The sequence below is a fragment of the Actinomadura pelletieri DSM 43383 genome, from assembly GCF_003634705.1.
GTDB classification, from domain to species: domain Bacteria; phylum Actinomycetota; class Actinomycetes; order Streptosporangiales; family Streptosporangiaceae; genus Spirillospora; species Spirillospora pelletieri.
Genome location: NZ_RBWU01000002.1, coordinates 103,830 through 123,627 on the forward strand (window position 1 = coordinate 103,830; position 19,798 = coordinate 123,627).

A 19,798-nucleotide genomic window follows, 5' to 3' on the forward strand; every position below is an offset into this window, starting at 1 on the left:
ACTATGGGCATGAACGTTCCAGCGGAGGCGCGGGTCGATCTCAGCGCGATCGCCGACAACGTCGGGGTGCTGCGCGAGCGGGCGCGGGGCGCCGAGGTCCTGGCCATGGTGAAGGCCGAGGCGTACGGGCACGGGCTGGTCGAGGCCGCCGGGGCGGCGCTCGCCGGCGGCGCCACCTGGCTCGGGGTGGCGAAGCTGGGGGAGGCGCTGCGGCTGCGGGACGCGGGCCTCACCGTCCGGACCCTGTCGTGCATCGGCGTGCCGGGCGAACCGTACGAGGAGGCCGTCGCGCGCGACATCGACCTGACCGTGGGCGCCCGCTGGCTGCTGGACGAGATCGCCGAGGCGGCGGAGCGGGCGGGCCGGACGGCCCGGGTGCACCTGAAGGCCGACACCGGCATGACGCGCGGCGGGGCCCGAGGCCGCGACTGGGAGGAACTGGTCGACGCGGCGTTGAAGGCGGAGGCGTCGGGACGGGTGCGCGTGGTGGGGGCCATGTCCCATTTCGCCTGCGCGGACGAGCCGGGCCACCCGTCGATCGCGGCACAGATCTCGGCGTTCACCGCGATGGTGGAGTACGCGGAGAAGGCGGGCGCGCGGTTCGAGGTCCGGCACCTGTCGAACTCGGCGGGCGCGCTGACCGTGCCCGAAGCCCGGTTCGACCTGGTGCGTCCGGGCATCGCGTTGTACGGGCTGTCGCCGGTGCCGCAGCTGGGCACGTTCGGGCTGCGTCCCGCGATGACGATGGTGGCGAACGCGGCGCTGGTCAAGCGGGTCCCGGCGGACAGCGGCGTGTCGTACGGCCTCACCTACCGCACGCTCAAGGAGACGAACCTGGCCGTCGTTCCCGTCGGATACGGGGACGGGATCCCCCGGCACGGGTCGAACCTCCTGGAGGTCCTCGCGGGCGGACGCCGGCGGACGATCGCCGGACGGGTCTGCATGGACCAGTTCGTCCTCGACCTCGGCGACGACCCGCTCTCCGCGGGAGACGAGATCATCCTGTTCGGTCCGGGAGACCGGGGCGAGCCGACCGCGCAGGAGTGGGCGGACGCACTGGGCACGATCTCCTATGAGATCGTCACCCGCATCGGGGTCCGGGTACCGAGGGCGTACCCGGGAGGGGCGCTGTAGGAGGCGCGCGGATGGGCAAAGGGCGCAGGGTCGGCCTCGTCGGCACGGTCGCGGGCGTGGGCGCGGCCGGGATCGGCGCGGCCGTCGGGCTGCGGCATGTCGCGGTCGGCCGGGTGCGGCTGCGCCCCGACCCCGACGCCGACGAGCCGTTCGGCGAGCTGCGCGGCCGGGAGCTGACCGTCGAGGCGAGCGACGGCCTTCCCCTGCACGTCGAGGTGGACGGCCCCGACGACGCCGACCTCACCCTCGTGTTCAGCCACGGCTACACGCTCAACCTGCACTCCTGGCACTATCAGCGTCGTGACCTGCGGGAGTCGTTCCGGATGGTGTTCTGGGACCAGCGCAGCCACGGCCGTTCCGGGCGCAGCGACCCCGCCGACGCGACGATCGAGCAGACCGGCGACGACCTGTACGCGGTGGTGCGGGCGACGGTCCGGCCCGACCGGCCGGTCGTCCTCGTCGGGCACTCCATGGGCGGAATGTCGATCATGGCGTTGGCGGACCGGCATCCCGAGCTGTTCGAACGGCAGGTCGTCGGGGTGGCGGTGGCCAACACGTCCTGCGGTGACATGGCGGAACTGACGCTGGGGTTGCCGCTGGTGCTGGCGAAGGTCGTCCGTCCGCTGGCGCCCCGGACGCTGCGCGGGCTCGGCCGCCGCGCCGAACTGGTGGAGCGGGCCCGGGGGCTCGGCGCCGACCTCGCGTTCGTGGTGACGCGGAAGATGGCGTTCGCCGACCGGCATGTCAGCCCGACCGTCGTCGACTTCCTGGAGCAGATGATCAGGGCGACGCCGATCGACGTGATCGCGGAGTTCTATCCGGCGCTGATGGCCCACGACAAGGTCGCCTGCCTGGACGTTCTCGGCCGGGTGCCGACCCTGGTGCTCGCCGGCGGGGAGGACCGGCTGACCCCGGCCGTGCACGCGCGCCGTATCGCCGAGGCGCTCCCGGACGTGGAACTGGTAGAGGTGGAGGAGGCCGGGCACGTGCTGCCCCTGGAGTACCCGGGCGTGGTCACCGGCGGCCTCCGCCGGTTGATCGACCGCGTCCGGCCGGAGCGCGAGGAGGAACGCACCGCTTGAACGAACACGACCTGTTCCAGGAATCCGACCTGAACGAGACGCCCTCCAACGAGATCTCGGTCACCGTGCCCACCGCCGAGGCCATGCGCGAGTTCGGCGTCCGCGTCGCCGGTCTGCTGCGTCCGGGCGACCTGATCGTGATGACGGGCGAGCTGGGCGCGGGCAAGACGACGCTCACGCAGGGCATCGGGGAGGGGCTGAAGGTCCGCGGCCCGATCACCTCGCCGACGTTCGTGATCGCGCGGGTGCATCCGTCGCTGGCCGCGGGGCCGCCGCTGGTGCATGTGGACGCCTACCGGCTGGGCGGTTTCGCCGAGCTGGACGATCTCGATCTCGACGCGTCCGTCGAGGAGTCGGTGACGGTCGTCGAATGGGGAGAGGGCCTCGCGGAGGGCCTGGCCGACGACCGGCTGGAATTGATCATTTCGCGCGGGGACGGCCCGGACGAGCAACGCCGGGTCAGGCTCGTCGGAATCGGTCCACGCTGGTCGGATCTGGTGCTGCCCGCCGAGTGAAACCGACGTTCTCACGCCCTTGTTCGAGCAGGCCAGGGGCTATTTAAGGCCGCCATGTCGTACTCTTTGCCGGAACGAAGCTCACGTTCACGACATAGCGATTTTCCGTAACGGGAGTGAGAACCGGTGAGCGGCAGCCATCGCAGCGGTAGCCACCGCGCCGTCCGTCCACGTGGCACCCGCGGGCGCTGGGCGCTCGTCGTCGGAGGCGTCGGGGCCGTCATCGCCGTCTGCGTGCTCGCCGCGTTCGTCGTCCTGGCGGGGGTCGGCACGGGCGGCGACGACCGTGACGGCGCGGACGGCCGGGCCGTGGGGGCCGGTCCCCCCGAGACCTCCACGATGTCGCGGAGCGAGCGGACGACCGTCCCCGACTCCTGCACGATCGTCGGGCAGCCCCTCGTCGACCGGCTCGCGCCCGGCTCCGAACGCACCGAGGCCGACAGCACCCAGCGCGACGACCGGCAGAACCAGTGCGTGTGGGGCGCCTACACGGGCGAGGTCAGGCGGCAGCTCACCATCGAGCTGCGCGCGATCGCCGGCAGCGCAGCCCAGACGCCGACGCAGGCCGCCCGCGCCACGTTCGCCTCCGAACGCACCGCCGACGAGTCCGGCAAGGCGCTTCTCGCCGGCCGGAAACTCACCGCCAAGACCCGCCTCACCGGGGTCGGCGACGACGGTTACGTCGTCTACAGCGTCGACGACGGGCAGGGCTCGGGCGAGGCGATCGGCAACGTCCGGTCGGGCAACGTCCTCGTCACCGTCCACTACTCCGGCTCCGACGGCGGCGACCCGCTGTCCTCGCGCGCCGCCACCGACGGGACCGTCGAGGCGGCCAAGGCCGTCCTCCAGGGGCTCGCCCGGTCATGATCCTTCAGGCGGTCTGACCGGGGGCCTGACCGGGCCTGTAGGCTTACAACCCGTGCTGGTCTTGGCTTTCGACACCGCGACCGCCGCGATCACCGTGGCGCTGTACGAGTGGACGCCCGGTGAGGGCGCCGTCCCACGCGGCATGGCCGAGGCCGTCGACCGGCGCAGGCACACCGAGCTGCTGACCCCGTCCGTCGCGAGCGTGATGGCGGAGGCGGGCGCCGCGCCGGAGGACCTCAGCGCGATCGCCGTCGGTGTCGGGCCCGGCCCGTACACGGGTCTGCGCGTCGGGTTGGTCACCGCCCGAGCCATGGGCGAGGCGCTCAGCATCCCCGTGCACGGCGTCTGCACGCTCGACATCATCGCCTGGGCCACCGGACGGGACGAGCCGTTCGCCGTCGCCACCGACGCCCGCCGCAAAGAGGTCTACTGGGCCCGGTACCACTCGTTCCGCGCCCGCGCCACCGAGCCAGCCGTGGGGCCGCCGTCCGACGTCCTGGACGGCGCGCCGGAAGGCCTTGCCGTCGTCGGCGAGGGCGCGGCCCTGTACCGGGAGGCCCTCGGCGTCGGTGACCACGAGCCGCTGTTGCCCACCGCCGGTGCCCTCGCGGAGCTGACCGTCGCGCGCCTCGCCGGGCTGAAGGGCCCGGACCTCCTGCCGCCCGAACCCCTCTACCTGCGCCGTCCGGACGCCAGGGAACCGGGTCCGCGCAAGAAGGTGACACCGGCGTGAGCGATGTCGTCCTGCGGGCGATGTCCGGCGCGGACATCGCGGCCGTCACCGTGCTGGAACGGGAGCTGTTCCCCGAGGACCCGTGGAGCGAGGAGTTGATCCGCGGCGAGCTCGCCGACCAGCCGCGGACCCGCCACTACGTCGTCGCGGAACGCCCCGACGGCGAGATCGTCGGCTACGCGGGCCTGGCCGCGGCCGGTGGGCAGGCCGATGTGCAGACCCTCGGCGTCCGCGCCGACCAGCGCGGGTCGGGCATCGGCGCCGCGCTGCTCACCGAACTGCTGGACGAGGCGATCCGCCGCGACAGTGAGGCGGTGTTCCTGGAGGTCCGCGCCGACAACGACGCCGCGCGCCGCCTCTACGAGCGGTTCGGTTTCGACGAGGTCGGCCTCCGCAGACGCTACTACCAACCCTCGAACGTGGACGCGATCGTCATGTGCCGCAAGCTGCGCCCCCGTCCACCCGTGGGTTTCAACAGGGCCGAGTGAGCCGGGCAGGGGGAACACGTTGATTCGGGATGAGCCGCTGGTACTCGGCATCGAGACGTCGTGCGACGAGACCGGTGTCGGGATCGTCCGGGGCCGCACGCTGCTCGCCGACGCGATCGCGTCCAGCGTCGACGAGCACGCCAGGTTCGGCGGCGTGGTGCCCGAGGTCGCGTCCCGCGCGCACCTGGAGGCGATGGGCCCCACGATCGAACGGGCCCTCGCCGACGCGGGCGTCGCGTTCACCGACATCGACGCGTTCGCGGTGACGGCCGGGCCGGGCCTGCCCGGCGCGCTGATGGTCGGCGTCGCCGCCGCCAAGGCCTACGCGCTGTCGCTGGGCAAGCCGCTGTACGGCGTGAACCATCTGGCCGCGCACGTGTGCGTCGACCAGCTCGAACACGGTCCGCTGCCGAAGCCGTGCGTGGCGCTGCTGGTGTCGGGCGGGCACTCGTCCCTGCTACTGGTGCCGGACGTGGCGAGCGACGTCCGGTCGCTCGGCAGCACCGTGGACGACGCGGCGGGCGAGGCGTTCGACAAGGTCGCCCGCGTCCTCGACCTCGGCTTCCCCGGCGGCCCCGTCATCGACCGGATGGCCCGCGACGGTGACGCCGCCGCGATCCCGTTCCCGCGCGGGAAGTACAACGACGGCACCTACGACTTTTCGTTCTCCGGTCTGAAGACGGCGGTGGCGCGCTGGGTGGAGGCCAGGGAACGCGCGGGCGAGCCGGTGCCCGTCGCGGACGTCGCCGCGTCGTTCCAGGAGGCCGTCGTGGACGTCCTCACGCGGAAGGCGTTGCAGGTCTGCAAGGACAACGACGTCCACGACCTGCTGATCGGCGGCGGTGTCGCGGCCAACTCGCGGCTGCGCGCCCTCGCCGCGGAACGCTGCGAGGCGGCGGGCGTGCGCCTGCGCGTCCCCCGCCCGAAGCTGTGCACCGACAACGGCGCCATGGTCGCCGCCCTCGGCTCCGAGCTGGTCGCCACCGGGGCCGCCGCGTCCACCCTGGAGCTGCCCGCCGATTCGAGCCTGCCGATCGAGTCGATCCTGCTCTGAGGCCGGTCCACTCCTCCTTCGGGCCCAGACGAAGGCGACTGTCGTACGCGTTTTTCAGTACCGGAATGCCTTGGCACGCATGATTACGGGAGGGTGCGCGCCCGGAGAGCCTTGTGGGGTTCCCACGAGCAGATACGGAGACTCTCCATGGCCACCCTCCTGTACCGGTTGGGGCGCGGAGCCTTCAGACGGCGTTTCCCGGTGGCGCTGTTGTGGCTCGCCGCCCTGGCCGCCGCGTTCCTCGGCTCCGCGAGCGCGGGCGAGGCCCCGTCCGACTCGTTCACGATGCCGGGGATCGAGTCGCAGAAGGCGTTCGACCACATCAACGAGAAGTTCCCCGGCGTCGCGGCCGACGGCGCCGACGCCCGGGTCGTCTTCATCGCCCCGAAGGGGCGGCGGATCACCGCGCCGGAGAACCGCGCGCCCGTCGACGCGCTGGTGACCGAAGTGGCCAGGGGGCCGCAGGTCGCCGACGTGGAGAGCCCCTTCGACGCGGGGACGGTGAGCGAGGACGGGTCCACGGCGTTCGCCACCGTCACCTACAAGGTCACGGCGGACGACCTCACCGAGGCCGGCAAGGCGGCACTGAGGGACGCCGTCGAACGGGCCCGGGCGTCGGGCCTGACCGTCGAGGTCGGCGGATCGGCGCTGGAGACCGACCCGGCGGGCGCGGTCGGTGAGATCCTCGGCATCGCCGTCGCCGCGGTGGTCCTGCTGGTCACCTTCGGGTCGCTCGCCGCCGCCGGGCTGTCGCTGCTCACCGCCGTTCTCGGGGTGGGCGTCAGCCTCATGACGATCACCGCCCTGCAGAACGTCTTCGACCTGTCCCCGTCGACGGCCGAGCTGTCCCTGATGCTCGGGGTCGCCGTCGCCATCGACTACGCCCTGTTCGTCGTCTCCCGCTACCGGGAGGAACGGGCGGCCGGGCACGAGCCCCGGGAGGCGGCCGGCCTGGCCGTCGGCACCGCCGGGACCGCGGTCGTGTTCGCCGGGCTCACCGTCGTCATCGCGCTGGTCGGGCTGGCGGTGGTCGGCGTTCCGATGCTGACGAGGATGGGCATGGGCGCCGCGGGCGCGGTCGTCGTCGGCGTCCTGGTCGCGTTGACGCTGGTCCCCGCCCTGCTCGGCTTCCTGCCGAACGCCGTCCTCGCGCGCCGTACCCGGAAGAACCGGAGCCGGGCCGAAGGACGCGACGCCCTCGGCGCCCGCTGGGCCCGGTTCGTCGTGCGGCGCCCGATCCCGGTGCTGCTCGTCGCGGTCGCCGCGCTGGGCGCCACCGTCCTGCCGTCGCTGAACATGCGGCTGGGCATGCCCGGCGACGAGGCCAAGCCGACCTCGACCAGCGAGCGGCGCGCCTACGACGCGCTCGCGGACGCGTTCGGCCCCGGGTTCAACGGCCCGCTGACCCTCGTCGTGGACGCCGGCGACGCCCCCGACCCGAAGGCCGCGGTCTCGACGATCGCCGGAAGGATCGCCGCCACCGAGGGCGTGGTGTCGGTCTCCGTCCCGCGGTTCGACCGGACGGGCACGACCGCGGTGCTGTCGGCGACACCGTCCACGGCGCCCACCGACCAGCGGACGAAGGACCTCGTCCAGGACATCCGTTCCGGGCGTCCCGCGATCGAGTCCGCCGCCGGGGCGACCTTCGAGGTCACCGGTGCCACCGCGTTGAACATCGACGTCGGCGCGAAGATGCAGCGGGCACTGATCCCCTACCTCGCGACCATCGTGGGCCTGGCGTTCCTGCTCCTGCTGCTGGTGTTCCGCTCCGTGCTGGTGCCGCTGAAGGCCGCGCTCGGGTACCTGCTGTCGATCGGCGCGGCCCTGGGCGCGCTCGTCACGGTCTTCCAGAACGGCCATGGAGCCGGGATCTTCGGCGTCGACCAACCCGGGCCGATCATGAGCATTCTGCCGATCTTCCTGGTGGGCATCAGCTTCGGCCTGGCCATGGACTACCAGGTCTTCCTGGTCTCCCGGATGCGGGAGGCGCATGTCCACGGGGAGGCGCCCGGCCAGGCGATCGTCACCGGGTTCCGGCACAGCGGCCGGGTCGTGATGGCCGCCTCGTTGATCATGATGGCGGTGTTCGGCGGGTTCATGACCGGTGCCGGGATGATGATGAAAATGGTCGGTTTCGGCCTCGCCGCCGCCGTCCTGTTCGACGCCGTCATCGTCCGCATGGTCGTCGTGCCCGCCGTTCTCGCGCTGCTCGGCGGGCGGGCCTGGTGGCTGCCGCGCCGGCTGGACCGGCTGCTGCCGCGCGTCGACGTGGAGGGCGAGTCGCTGCGCGACCGGGTGCCGTCGCCCGCGCCGGTGCCGGACGGCGCCAGGACGCCCACGGCACGCGTCTGACCTGCCGCGACGGTGGGGTCGTCCGAGCGGCGCGCGGACGGCCCCACCGCGGTCCGTGCCCCATCATGGGGTACACGCGATCCGGGAGAGCCTCATGTCCAACACCTGGCGGCGGTTCACCGACCGCCGTCCGCGCTTCGCCGAGGCGGTCTTCCTGCTGCTGGTGTACGCGATCACCCTCGGCCAGTACATCGACTCCGAGACGGGCTGGTGGCCCGGGGCCCTTCCCGCGAGCGCCGCCTGCCTGGCCCTGGTGTGGCGCGGGCGTCACCCGGGCGCCGTCGTCGTGTTCGTCCTCGCCTGCACCGTCGTCGCCGGCGCCACCGGCTATCCCCTCGGCCACCAGCACATGGTCCCGCTCGTCGTCGCGTTCTACGCCCTGGGCGTCCGCAGCCCCGAGCGGGTCGCGCGCGTCTACGGCCTCATCGCCATCGTGGTGTTCGCCGTCGCCGCACAGTGGTCCGTCGAGGACGACCAGGCGCAGAAGCTCGCGACGTTCGCCCCCGCCTTCTGGATCATCGTGGCGATCGTCTCGGGCGCGGCGGTCCAGGGGAGGCGCGCCTACCTGGACGCCGCGCACGCCCGCGCCGAGCACGCCGAACGCACCCGCGAGGAGGAGGCCCGGCACCGTGTCGCCGAGGAACGCGTCCGCATCGCGCGGGAACTCCACGATGTCGTCGCCCACCACATGGCCCTCGCCAACGCCCAGGCCGGGACCGCCGCGCACATCGTCCGCACCGACCCCGGACAGGCGGGGGAGATCCTCGCCGAGCTGAGCCGTACCACCGCGGCGGCGCTGCGGGAGCTGCAGGCCACCGTCGGGCTCCTGCGCCGGTCCGACGATCCCGAACCGCTGGAGCCGTCCCCCGGGCTGGAACGGCTCGACGAACTGGTGTCCGCGTTCGAGTCCGCCGGGCTCCACGCCACCGTCACGGTCGACGGGGAGACGCGACCGCTCTCACCCGGCGTCGACCTGGCCGCGTACCGCATCGTCCAGGAGGCCCTCACCAACGTCGCCAAGCACGCCGGAGCGGCCACCGCGGACGTCCGACTCGCCTACCACGACGACACGCTGACCGTCACGATCAGTGACGACGGCGGCCCGAGCCCGCGCCCGCCCGCGCCGAGCGGCGGGTTCGGCATCGTCGGAATGCGGGAACGAGCCCGGTCCGCCGGGGGACGGCTCCGGGCGGAGCGGCGTCCCGGAGGCGGCTTCGCCGTCACCGCCGAACTGCCCGTCCACTGACCTCGTCCACCGCTCTCGGGAAGGCCCATGACGATTCGCGTTCTGCTCGCCGACGACCAGACCCTGCTGCGGGCGACCTTCCGGATCCTGATCGACTCCTGCGAGGACATGGCGGTGGTCGGCGAGGCCGCGGACGGCACGAAGGCCGTCGAACTGGCCCGGGCGCACCGTCCCGACATCGTCCTCATGGACATCCGCATGCCCGGCACCGACGGCCTCGCCGCGACCGAGGCCATCTGCGCCGATCCGGACCTGGCGGACACCCGCGTCCTCATCCTCACCACGTTCCAGACCGACGAGCACGTCGCGCGGGCCCTGCGCGCGGGCGCGAGCGGCTTCCTCGGCAAGGACGTCTCCGCGGACGGGCTTCTCGACGGCATCCGCACCGTGGCGTCCGGTGACGCGCTCCTGTCCGGCCCGGCCACACGCTCGCTCATCAGCCGCTTCCTCGCCGTACCCGAACCCGGCGCGGACGCCCTCCGCGGCGACGTGGCGGCCCTCACCGCCCGCGAACGCGAGGTGACGACCCTCGTCGCCGACGGGAAGTCCGACACCGAGATCGCCGCGGAGCTGTTCCTCAGCCCGCTGACCGTCCGCACCCACGTCCAGCGCGCCAAGATGAAGCTGGGCGCCCGCGACCGCGCCCAGCTCGTCGTCATCGCCTACCGGTCGGGGCTCGCGCGCGCCCCGCACGCGCCGGCGACGGACCCCGGTCAGCAGTCGGGAAGGAGCCGGGAGAGGTAGTCCTCGTAGAGGGGGACGTGGGCCTCGTCCACGACCCGGCCGTCCTCCTCGGGAAGCAGGTCGAGGAGGCTGCGGACGTCCCAGTACGGGTCGTGCGGGTAACCGCCGGAGACCTGGTCGAACGTGGCGAGGAAACGGTCGGCGACGGACGGCCCGTAGCGCAGCGCGAGCCCCCGGCGCATCCGGGCGATGTCGATGGCGACGGGACCGGACGAGGCGTCCGACCAATCGACGACGCCGGTGAGCTTGCCGAAGGACCACAGCGTGTTGTCGGCGTGGTAGTCGCGATGGAGGAAACGGACCGGTGCCTCCGGAGCGGGCCGCGCGGCGACCTCGTAGGCGCGTTCCCACAGGCCGGGCCGCAGCGCGTGCCGGGGTGGAAGCCGCACTTCGAGCCGGTTGTGCGGGACGTAGGGCGGCATCGTGGACGCCCCGTTCAGCGCGTGCACCGGCAGCAGCGCCGCCGCGAGCTGGATCAGGTACTCGGGCAGGTCGTCCGGTGACGGGCGGGGCGGATGACCGCCGAGCCGGGTGATGAGCAGGGCCGGCACGTCGCAGTAGGCACCGGCGGGATCGGCGGCGACGAGCGCCGGGGTGGGGATCTCGCAGCCGGCGAGCAGGGCCAGCGCGGCGATCTCGCGCTCCGGCGAGAACTCGCTGCCGTGCGGGCGCGCGGACACCGGCTCCCGGTACGTCCAGCGGCGCAGCACCAGCCGATGCGCGCTGCCGGACCGGCTCTCCACGAGGAGAGCGTGGTTGGCGTGGGCGGAGCCGCCCGCGAGCGGCCGCACCATGCGAACCTCGGCGCCCTTGCCGAGACACTCCTCGACCCAGCGCAGGGTGGTGGGGTCGGGTTCGGCGGCGCCGGTCGACAGGCAGGGAGCCGGTGTGCGAGTCACCTGATCCATGAAAACCGATTCCGAAGGGTATTGGGAGTGATTTTGCGAAGACGGAACGTAACAAATTGCACGTCATCGCGGTGTCGTGGTGGAGCACCTTCGGTCGTCACGGCGCTTTGCCGGACATACCTCGCGGATCCCGTGGGGTATCCGAACACCGCCGGAGCGGCTCGGGCGGGGCCGTCCACCCCCGCCCGAAGTCCGCTCCGGTCGCGCCCGCGTGGTGGCCGGTCAGTCCTTGGTCTCGCGGCGGGGGCGCAGCAGCGCCTCGGCGAGGGCGAGCATCGTCTCCTCCAGCGTGGACAGCCGTTTCAACACGTCCTCGTGCACGGCGTTGACCTGCTTCGAGACCTCGTCGTGGACGCCGTCGACCTTCTTGCCGACCTCGTCCTCGACATGCGTGAACCGCTTGGCGACCTCGGCCTGCGCGGCGTCGGCACGGCGCGCGGCCTCGTCCTGGAGACCCTCGACGCGCCGGGCGAACTCGTCGTGGACGCCGCCGACCTGCCGCGCGACGTCCTCCTGGATGGTGCCGACCTGCTTGACCACGTCCTCGTGGATGGTGCCGACCTGCCGGGTGACGTCGCTGTGGATGTCGCCGATCCGCTTGCCGACATCGTGGTGGACGCCGTTGACCTGCCGCGCCACCTCGGTGTGGACGGACTCGACCTGCTTGGTGACGTCCGCGTGCACCGACTCGACCCGGCGGGACACGAGGTCGACCTGCGCGGTGAACTCCTCCAGCGCGCCGTCGACCCGCTTGGCGACCTCCTCGTGGATGCCCTCGATGCGCTTGCGGACGTCGTCGTGCACGTCCTCGAAACGGCGGGAGAACTCGTCCATGCGCCGGGCGACGTCGCTGTAGGCCGTCTCGGCGATCCGCGACATGGTCGCCTTGACCTCGTCGCGGTCGGGGCGGGCCCGCAGCTCCTCGATCAACGGGTCGACGGCGTCGGCGAGATGCTTCTCCAGCGCGTCGAACCGGTCGCTGTGGTCGGCGGGCGGACGCTGCGCCAGCTCGCCCAGCAGCCGGTGCACCTCCGCCATCTCCAGCGTCGCGGGGAGCCGGGCGATCCGCTCGCCGACACCGTCGATACGGCCGTCGATGCCCTCGAACCTGCCGTCCAGGCCGTCCAGCTTGCCGGACAGGCCCTCCAACCGGCCGTCGACGCCGTCGAGCCGTCCGTCCAGGCCGTCGAGCCGCCCGCCGACGCCCTCGACCCGGCCGTTGACCGCCTCCAGGCCCTGCTCCATCCGCTCGGCCATCTCGCCGAGCGCCTGGTCGACCCGTGCCGTGACGCCGTTGATCGAGTGTTCGAGGCGCTCGGACCGGTGACCGAGCTCCGCCAGCGACTTGTCGAGCCGGTTGAACCGGACGGACGCGGCCTCCATGCTGCCCTGCAGCTTGTCGAGCCGCTTGGTCATCTCGTCCATGCGCTGCGACGCCTGCTGGGTGGCGTCGGTGATGTGCTGCGCGGAGTCGATGACGGCCTGGATGCGGGACAGGCCCTCGTCGACGTTCTCGGCGACGACGCCGACGTCGGCCCACAGCGCCGGAAGCTCGGCGACGGGCTTGACCCGCTCGCCGAACGCCTCCAGATGCTCGGCGAGGCCCTCGGCCCACTCCGGGGGCTTGCCCGCCAGCTCGTCGACCTGCCCGCGGACGCCGTCGAGCTGTCCGGTCAGCCCGGTCAGCTCCCGCTCGCGGACCTCGCGCAGGAGCCACTCCATGCCTTCCAGCCGCTGGCGAATCTCGTCGAGGACCTGACCCTGTGAGCGCTGTTCATAGACGTGGTCCTGCGCCGCACGGGCGAGCAACTCCCGCATCCGATCCGAGACCGGTTGACCCCCCGTCTGCAGGAAGTTGTGATTCGTTTCCACCCGATGCTCCTTCGTGTGCCGGCGCGACGAAATGACGCACGGCAATGAATCTCTGGAGTGGCCACTGTAGTGCGTGTAGGCGGCCGCTATAACGGGTAGTAGGGAACATTGTGAGTTCTGTGTAATGTGCCTGTTACCCGGCTGGGGCGTGAAGTCGCGGTTTTAGGTTGATGTGGCTTTTTCCGGCTTTGCGGCTATCGGTGGGATGGTGGCAGAGGTCGGAGTGTGGAGACGTCGACCGGTGGGACGAGGGCGTTGACCTGCCCGGACATCTCCGCTGAGAACGGTCGTTGCCGGGCGGTGGAGCGTCACGGACGGTCGGACACGTGCAGCCGTGATGTGATGCCGCGCGGCGTTGGCCGGGCCAATTCGGTGGGGCTTCCGGCGGTGTCGAAGGGGTCCTCGGGAACCCGGCGCGAAGATTTTCGCCGCGTTGATCGAGCCGGCTGCATTGGTGGCGCTGATCGCCGCCTTGCCGGACGCTCCCCAATCCCGGGTGAACCCGATGCCGCAAAACGCCGATGATTTGCCCGAACCTGACGCGTCGCCCGGTCCTCCTTGGCCCTACCGGGGCACCGGGAAGATCTTTGGAATTGATCGCCGTCCGGCCATCCGATTTCGGGTGGATTTCCGTGTGCGGGCCCGCGTCAGGTTCGCGTTCCGGCGACGGGACGGGTCAGGAGGGCGACGGGGTCGCGCCCCACCCGGGTCACCACCAGAGTCAGGGCCGCCGCGCCCTGCCGGGACGCGCGGCCACCGGCGAAACCGAGGTCGCGGCGGAGGCGATCGACGTCCACGGCCGAACCGCGCTTCTTCACGGTGAGCACACCGATCCCGCGCCGCCGCAGTTCCGCGCGCAGCCGCTTGACCGAGAACGGGAGCACGTCCTCGATCTCGTAGGCGGACGCGAACGGTGTGGGACAAAGCCGGTCAGAGGTGACATACGCGATGCGCGGGTCAGCGAGCCCGCCGCCGACCGACTCCGCGACCTCCCCGACCAGATGGGCGCGGATCACGGCTCCGTCCGGCTCGTAGAGGTATCGGCCCCATGCGCGCACGTCCGGCTCGTCCAGGCCCTGCGGGGTCAGCGTCCACACCTGTGGATCGGTGTCGGACGACAACAGGGTGGCGCGTCGGCCCACGTCCCCGGCCAGGTCGCCGAGCCACAGGGCCGCCTCCTTCACGTCGCCGCCGACCGAGATCCACTCCGCCTCGGCGCCGTACGGGACGGCCTCGTGCGGTATGCCGGGCGCGACCTTCACGCAGGCGGCCGGCACTCGACCCGCCATGTCCAGGACGACGTCCAGCGGCGGTTCGTACGAACGGGGATCGAACACCCGGCCACGCGCGGTGCGTCGCCCAGGATCGGCGAAGACGGCATCGAACGGACTCGGCTCCTCCTCGGTCGCGTCACCCACGCGCACGGTGGCGAGATCGTCCAGCCCCAGGGCGGACACGTTCGCCCGCGCCACCTCGGCCGTCAACGGGTCGCGCTCCACGCCTTCCCCGCGTAGCCCCGCGCGAGCCCGCGCGACCAGGTCGGCTCCGATGCCGCAGCCGAGCTCCAGCACACGCGCGCCGGGCAGCCGCTCCGCGAACCGCCGTGCCCGATGCGACGCCACGCTCGCCCGCGTCGACTGTTCGAGGCCCGCCGGGGTGAAGAACATGCGGTCCGCGTCGTCCCCGAACTTCGCCCGCGCCCGCTCCCGCAACCGCACCTGGGTGAGGGCCGCCGCGACGAGCGCGGGGTCGTGCCGTTCGCGCAGGCGCGACGCCGCCGTCAACAGCGCCTTCTCGCTCACGTCCAGGCTCGCCGCCTCGCGGAGAAGCGCCTGGCCGGACGGGCCCCGCAAAGCCCGGAATGACACGATGTCCATGGAGCGAAGTTAGCCGCCGGTGAACGGGAGAAGGCGGCGGCGGGGCACTCCCCGTGTCCGTGTTGACTGCTTACCGGGCACGGCATAGTCTCCATGACTGGCACTCTCGTATGGAGAGTGCCAACACAAGCGACGAAGGTCGGTCTGGCACCCGCGACGGCAGGCCGGTCCAGGGTCGCCTCTTCTGCCACATGTGCCGGTCGGCCCGCCATGGCCGGCCGAGGACCAATCGAAGGGGAGGTCAGATCGTGACGACCGCCACCAAGGTTGTTCTCAAGCCGCTCGAGGACCGCATCGTCGTCCAGCCGCTTGAGGCCGAGACCACCACCGCGTCGGGCCTGGTCATTCCGGACACCGCGAAGGAGAAGCCCCAGGAGGGCACCGTCATCGCGGTCGGCCCGGGCCGCGTCGACGACAAGGGCGAGCGCGTCCCCGTCGACGTGAAGGTCGGCGAGGTCGTGCTCTACAGCAAGTACGGGGGCACCGAGGTCAAGTACAACAACGAGGAGTACCTCGTCCTCTCCGCCCGCGACGTGCTGGCCGTCATCGAGAAGTAATCACCGAGAACGTGATGCACCCGCCCCGGTCGGCGCCGCCTTCGGCGGGCCGGTCCGGGGCGAATCGCGTGAAAGAGGAGAATCCGCATGGCGAAGATCCTGGAGTTCGAGGAGGACGCTCGCCGGGCTCTTGAGCGCGGCGTCAACGCTCTCGCGGACGCCGTCAAGGTGACGATCGGCCCGCGCGGCCGCAATGTCGTCATCGACAAGAAGTTCGGCGCGCCGACGATCACCAACGACGGCGTCACCATCGCCCGCGAGGTGGAGCTGGAGGACCCCTACGAGAACCTCGGGGCCCAGCTCGCCAAGGAAGTGGCGACCAAGACCAACGACATCGCGGGCGACGGCACCACCACGGCGACCGTCCTCGCGCAGGCGCTGGTGCGCGAGGGCACCCGCAACGTGGCCGCCGGCGCGTCGCCCCTCGGGCTCAAGCGCGGCATCGACGCCGCCGCGCAGTACGTGTCCGACCAGCTCCTCAAGACGGCCCGCGAGGTCGAGGAGAAGGGCGAGATCGCGCACGTCGCGACCATCTCCGCGCAGGACCCGCAGATCGGCGAGCTGATCGCGGAGGCGTTCGAGAAGGTCGGCAAGGACGGCGTCATCACCGTCGAGGAGGCCCACACCATGGGCCTTGAACTGGAGTTCACCGAGGGCCTCCAGTTCGACAAGGGCTACCTGTCGCCGCACATGGTCACCGACCCCGAGCGCATGGAGGCCGTCCTGGAGGACGCCTACGTGCTCATCGTGGACGGCAAGATCTCCAACGTGCAGGAGTTCCTGCCGCTGGCGGAGAAGGTCGCCCAGACCAAGAAGCCGCTGCTGGTGGTGGCCGAGGACGTCGAGGGCGAGGCCCTGGCGCTGCTGGTCGCCAACAAGATCCGCGGCACGTTCCTCTCCGTCGGGGTGAAGGCGCCCGGCTTCGGCGACCGCCGCAAGGCGATGCTCGGCGACATGGCCACGCTCACCGGCGGCCAGGTCGTCAGCGAGGCCATCGGCCTCAAGCTCGACTCCATCGGCCTGGAGGACCTCGGCCGCGCCCGCCGCATCACCGTCACCAAGGACGCCACCACCATCGTCGACGGTGAGGGTTCCACGGAGGACGTGACCGCCCGGATCAACCAGATCAAGGTCGAGATCGAGAACTCCGACTCCGACTGGGACCGGGAGAAGCTCCAGGAGCGCCTGGCCAAGCTGGCCGGGGGCGTGTGCGTGCTGCGCGTCGGCGCCGCCACCGAGGTGGAGCTGAAGGAGAAGAAGCACCGCCTGGAGGACGCCATCTCCGCGACCCGCGCGGCGATCGAGGAGGGCATCGTCGCCGGTGGCGGGGCCGCCCTGGTGCACGTCGCCAAGGAGGGCTTCGACACCCTCGGCCTGTCCGGTGACGAGGCGACCGGCGCCGAGGCCGTCCGCCGCGCGCTGGACGAGCCGCTGCGCTGGATCTCCGAGAACGCCGGCCAGGAGGGCTACGTCGTCGTCTCCAAGGTGCGCGACCTGCCGCAGGGCCACGGCTACAACGCCGCGACCCAGGAGTACGGCGACCTGATCGCCCAGGGCGTCATCGACCCGGTCAAGGTCACCCGTTCGGCGGTCACCAACGCCGCCTCGATCGCGGGCATGCTGCTCACGACCGAGGCGCTCGTGGTCGACAAGCCGGAGGAGCCCGAGGAGGCCGCCGGCGGCGGTCACGGCCACGGGCACGGTCACGGCCACTGAGACCGTCCGCCGGAGTTCCGTCCGGTGATCATCGGTAGACCCCCGTCCGTCCCGGGCGGGGGTCTCGCCTATCTATGTAGGAATTACCTATTAACTAGCTCCTTGAGCTATTTCAGGTCGTCCGTCCGATACTTCCGGCTCACAGAATTCGAAACTCTAAGTAGTTTTTCGATGTCCGTACGTAGTATTCCCAGGTTCGCTCCAGCACTGTGACCATTCCGTTGTCAATGGCGGTGGAGACACGCCCGGGAGTGCTGGGCATCATGCTTGACGTGACCGAGGGATGCTACGCCGGGACCATGACCGCGCGCGCTGCCGAGCCCTCGGGAGGGCCCGCCCCTCCACCGCCCCACGACACCGGCCGTGGGATCAGGGTGCTGCGCGCGACGAAGACGGCGGACGGTGACCTCAAGGAGCTGACGAACCTCGCCGTCCAGGGTGACCCCGGGGCCATCGAGGTGTTGATCGCCGAGGTGCGTCCCATGATCGTCCGGTACTGCCGGGCCCGTCTCGGACGGGTCTCCGGCCAGTACCACATCGCCGACGACGTCGCCCAGGAGGTCTGCATCGCCGTCCTGTCGGCCCTGCCCCGCTACCGGGACATGGGCCGTCCCTTCGCGTCCTTCGTCTTCGGCATCGCCGCGCACAAGATCGCCGACGCGCTGCGCAGCGCGGTCCGCGCGGCCGTGCCGACCGAGGACCTGCCGGACGGTCCCGACGACCGTCCCGGGCCCGAGGAGACGGTGGTCCGCTACATCGAGGCCCAGCGCGCCCGCGACCTGCTGACGCGCCTTCCCGACCACCAGCGCGAGCTGGTGCTGCTGCGGGTCGTGGCGGGCCTGTCGGCCGAGGAGACCGGTAATGTACTGGGCATGTCCGCGGGGGCGGTACGGGTCGCGCAGCACCGGGCGCTGGCCCGGCTTCGGGCGATGGCCAGAGAGGAGTCGATCGCTTGACGGAGCGCGGCCCCTTCACTGGCATGCGGGGCGCCCCGGGTCCGGCCGAGCCTTCGAACACCGGCGATCCCCCCGCGCCGGCGGGCGGTTCCCGAACCGCACCCGCCGACCTCAGCGAGGTGCGCCGAACGGACGCGATCATCGACTCGCTGGCGGCCCGGCGCGCTGCCGGTTCCACGGCCCGTTCCGCGACCTTCCCTGAAGGCACGGACAGCGGCCGCCCACGCCACACCGACGACCCCGCCGTACGCCTCCTGACCGCCCTGATCACCGACGTGGACGACCAGGACCCGGCGCCCGAGGCGTCCCCGCCCCCACCCGGCCCCGGCTCGGGCCCCCGCCGCCGGGGCCCCCGCACCATCGTCGCCCTGGGCGTGGCCGGAGCCGTCCTCGCCAGCACCGGAGTGGCGGCCGCCGGCGGCGGCACCGTAGACCGCCCCGCGGCCTTCCCGGCCCCCACAAGCCCCGCCGACCAGCAGACCAACGCCAAGAAGCCCCCGCCGACCGACACCGACGCCGGCTTCCACGCCGAGGCCCCGCGCCCACGCCTCCGCCCCGTCGCCGACACCGACCGCCCCGCCGCTTCGCGCAAACCGTCCGGCCCCCGCAAGGACCGCCACCAGACCAGGACGCGCCCGAGATACCTGTTCCCACCCGCGCCCCCGGCCCACGGCCGTCCCCAGAACCCCCCGGGCACGCCCACCTACTCCGCCCCACCCGTGGGCTACGGCACCGCCGAAGCCCCCCGCCGCCCCCAGGGCGGAGACAAATACCCGCGTAACCCCTCCTCCGGCATCCAAAGCCACCCGAAGGAACGCACCCACCCATACCTGGACCACTGCCACCACTGCCGCAACGACTAGGGCGTGCTGTGTTTATTGCAGGCCCGGCCCACTTCGCTCGCCTGGCGGCTGTGTTTACTACAGGCCCGGCCCACTGCGCTCGCCTGGCGGCTGTGTTTACTACAGGCCCGGCCCACTGCGCTCGCCTGGCGGCTCGCTACGTGACCGTGCCTGGGCGAACGCGGCATCGCTTCGCGATCCGCCCGGCTCCGCTCGCCTCCGGCATCGCTCCACCGGCCGGGTAACGCGTTCGCGCGCGGGCCGAGGCACGTCGAAACAGGCCCTAGCGCCCTCCCCGGCAGACAATCTCCAGGCTCTCGACCCTGACAGGTGAGTTCAACTCTCGTCGAATTTCGTATAACATGTTTGGTGTCTCTGCGTGTCTGGCCGTAATGGTGCCATCGCTCGTTGTCATACAATTCGGACTCCAGATTCGAGGTACCGCGGCGCGTTGACATGTCACGGGCTTCTCCGGGACGCCACATCACTCCAATGGGGCATGCCCGCGAACTCGCCTCCCGCTGGCGGCGCCGGCGAATAACACCGAGTATTCGACTTTTCGCTGTCGCATGAGTCGGTGGTCCGTCCTGTGATTTCTAACGCAGTGATATTAGTTGATCTTTCACTGTTCAGCGATTACTGTCCTCCAGCATCCGGTAGCTCATCGGGTTTATTGTTCGCGCCGTGGACGTCGTCCGCGCGCTTCGCCTGGAGAGTGGTTGATGAGGGCTCGTCCGGTGGACAGAATTCTGATGCGACTTGACTCGCTGTTCGACGGCGTTCACGAACCGTCGCGGGTGGTGACGGAAGTCGGACGCCTGAGCACACAACTGGTGCTTCAAGCCACGTTGGACG

General features: G+C 71.5%; 17 protein-coding genes. 14 read left to right on the top strand and 3 right to left on the bottom strand.

The features are described 5' to 3' along the window. The first annotated feature begins 9 nt into the window (after positions 1-9). From alr to BZB76_RS07330, 10 genes are all read left to right on the top strand, one after another. A complete protein-coding gene (gene alr / locus BZB76_RS07285) occupies positions 10-1,134 on the top strand; it encodes an alanine racemase (RefSeq protein WP_121434534.1) in 1,125 nt (374 codons plus the stop codon). 11 nt (positions 1,135-1,145) lie between these two features. After that, positions 1,146-2,216: an alpha/beta fold hydrolase gene (locus tag BZB76_RS07290; protein WP_121433566.1), complete on the top strand. Its 1,071-nt coding sequence runs from the start codon at positions 1,146-1,148 to the stop codon at positions 2,214-2,216. Positions 2,217-2,269: 53 nt separating this feature from the next. Next, positions 2,270-2,731 (top strand): tRNA (adenosine(37)-N6)-threonylcarbamoyltransferase complex ATPase subunit type 1 TsaE, encoded by a 462-nt coding sequence (tsaE, locus tag BZB76_RS07295; RefSeq protein ID WP_281273868.1) that lies wholly within the window; start codon positions 2,270-2,272, stop codon positions 2,729-2,731. 126 nt (positions 2,732-2,857) lie between these two features. Next, complete coding sequence (locus BZB76_RS07300; protein WP_121433567.1) at positions 2,858-3,598, top strand: hypothetical protein; 741 nt, start codon at positions 2,858-2,860, stop codon at positions 3,596-3,598. Positions 3,599-3,650: 52 nt separating this feature from the next. Next, complete coding sequence (gene tsaB, locus BZB76_RS07305; RefSeq protein WP_121433568.1) at positions 3,651-4,331, top strand: tRNA (adenosine(37)-N6)-threonylcarbamoyltransferase complex dimerization subunit type 1 TsaB; 681 nt, start codon at positions 3,651-3,653, stop codon at positions 4,329-4,331. Further along, positions 4,328-4,819, top strand: coding sequence for a ribosomal protein S18-alanine N-acetyltransferase (gene rimI / locus BZB76_RS07310; protein ID WP_420534768.1), 492 nt, complete (start codon positions 4,328-4,330; stop codon positions 4,817-4,819). Before tsaB ends, rimI begins: the two co-directional genes overlap by 4 nt. A gap of 19 nt (positions 4,820-4,838) precedes the next feature. Beyond that, a complete protein-coding gene (gene tsaD / locus BZB76_RS07315) occupies positions 4,839-5,873 on the top strand; it encodes a tRNA (adenosine(37)-N6)-threonylcarbamoyltransferase complex transferase subunit TsaD (RefSeq protein WP_211342886.1) in 1,035 nt (344 codons plus the stop codon). Positions 5,874-6,020: 147 nt separating this feature from the next. Beyond that, the gene (locus tag BZB76_RS07320) at positions 6,021-8,225 is read left to right on the top strand and encodes an MMPL family transporter (protein WP_121433569.1); all 2,205 of its coding nucleotides are present in this window, start codon (positions 6,021-6,023) and stop codon (positions 8,223-8,225) included. A gap of 94 nt (positions 8,226-8,319) precedes the next feature. Next, on the top strand, positions 8,320-9,471 hold the full coding sequence (locus tag BZB76_RS07325) for a sensor histidine kinase (protein ID WP_121433570.1): 1,152 nt from the start codon (positions 8,320-8,322) through the stop codon (positions 9,469-9,471). Between the two features lie 27 nt (positions 9,472-9,498). After that, the gene (locus tag BZB76_RS07330) at positions 9,499-10,215 is read left to right on the top strand and encodes a response regulator transcription factor (protein ID WP_121433571.1); all 717 of its coding nucleotides are present in this window, start codon (positions 9,499-9,501) and stop codon (positions 10,213-10,215) included. Here BZB76_RS07330 and BZB76_RS07335 read toward each other — a convergent pair. From BZB76_RS07335 to BZB76_RS07345, 3 genes are all read right to left on the bottom strand, one after another. Further along, the gene (locus tag BZB76_RS07335; protein WP_121433572.1) at positions 10,185-11,123 is read right to left on the bottom strand and encodes a phosphotransferase family protein; all 939 of its coding nucleotides are present in this window, start codon (positions 11,121-11,123) and stop codon (positions 10,185-10,187) included. The two genes, BZB76_RS07330 and BZB76_RS07335, sit on opposite strands and share 31 nt — an antisense overlap. Before the next feature lie 222 nt (positions 11,124-11,345). Next, entirely contained in the window at positions 11,346-12,995 is a 1,650-nt protein-coding gene (locus tag BZB76_RS07340) for a coiled-coil domain-containing protein (protein WP_121433573.1), read from the bottom strand. A 647-nt stretch (positions 12,996-13,642) separates the two neighbouring features. After that, a complete protein-coding gene (locus tag BZB76_RS07345) occupies positions 13,643-14,872 on the bottom strand; it encodes a class I SAM-dependent methyltransferase (RefSeq protein ID WP_121433574.1) in 1,230 nt (409 codons plus the stop codon). Positions 14,873-15,120: 248 nt separating this feature from the next. Here BZB76_RS07345 and groES point away from each other — a divergent pair, with 248 nt between their 5' ends. The 4 genes from groES to BZB76_RS07365 all read left to right on the top strand — a co-directional run bounded on the left by groES (position 15,121) and on the right by BZB76_RS07365 (position 18,964). After that, positions 15,121-15,429, top strand: a complete 309-nt coding sequence (gene groES / locus BZB76_RS07350; protein ID WP_067629509.1) for a co-chaperone GroES — start codon at positions 15,121-15,123, stop codon at positions 15,427-15,429. 87 nt (positions 15,430-15,516) lie between these two features. Then, positions 15,517-17,145, top strand: a complete 1,629-nt coding sequence (gene groL / locus BZB76_RS07355; RefSeq protein ID WP_117398443.1) for a chaperonin GroEL — start codon at positions 15,517-15,519, stop codon at positions 17,143-17,145. Positions 17,146-17,444: 299 nt separating this feature from the next. Then, positions 17,445-18,101 carry a sigma-70 family RNA polymerase sigma factor gene (locus BZB76_RS07360; protein ID WP_420534769.1) on the top strand — a complete coding sequence of 219 codons (657 nt, stop codon included), beginning with the start codon at positions 17,445-17,447 and terminating at the stop codon, positions 18,099-18,101. Next, a complete protein-coding gene (locus BZB76_RS07365; RefSeq protein WP_147449360.1) occupies positions 18,098-18,964 on the top strand; it encodes a hypothetical protein in 867 nt (288 codons plus the stop codon). The genes BZB76_RS07360 and BZB76_RS07365 overlap by 4 nt, the downstream gene beginning before the upstream one ends. The last annotated feature ends 834 nt before the right edge of the window (positions 18,965-19,798 follow it).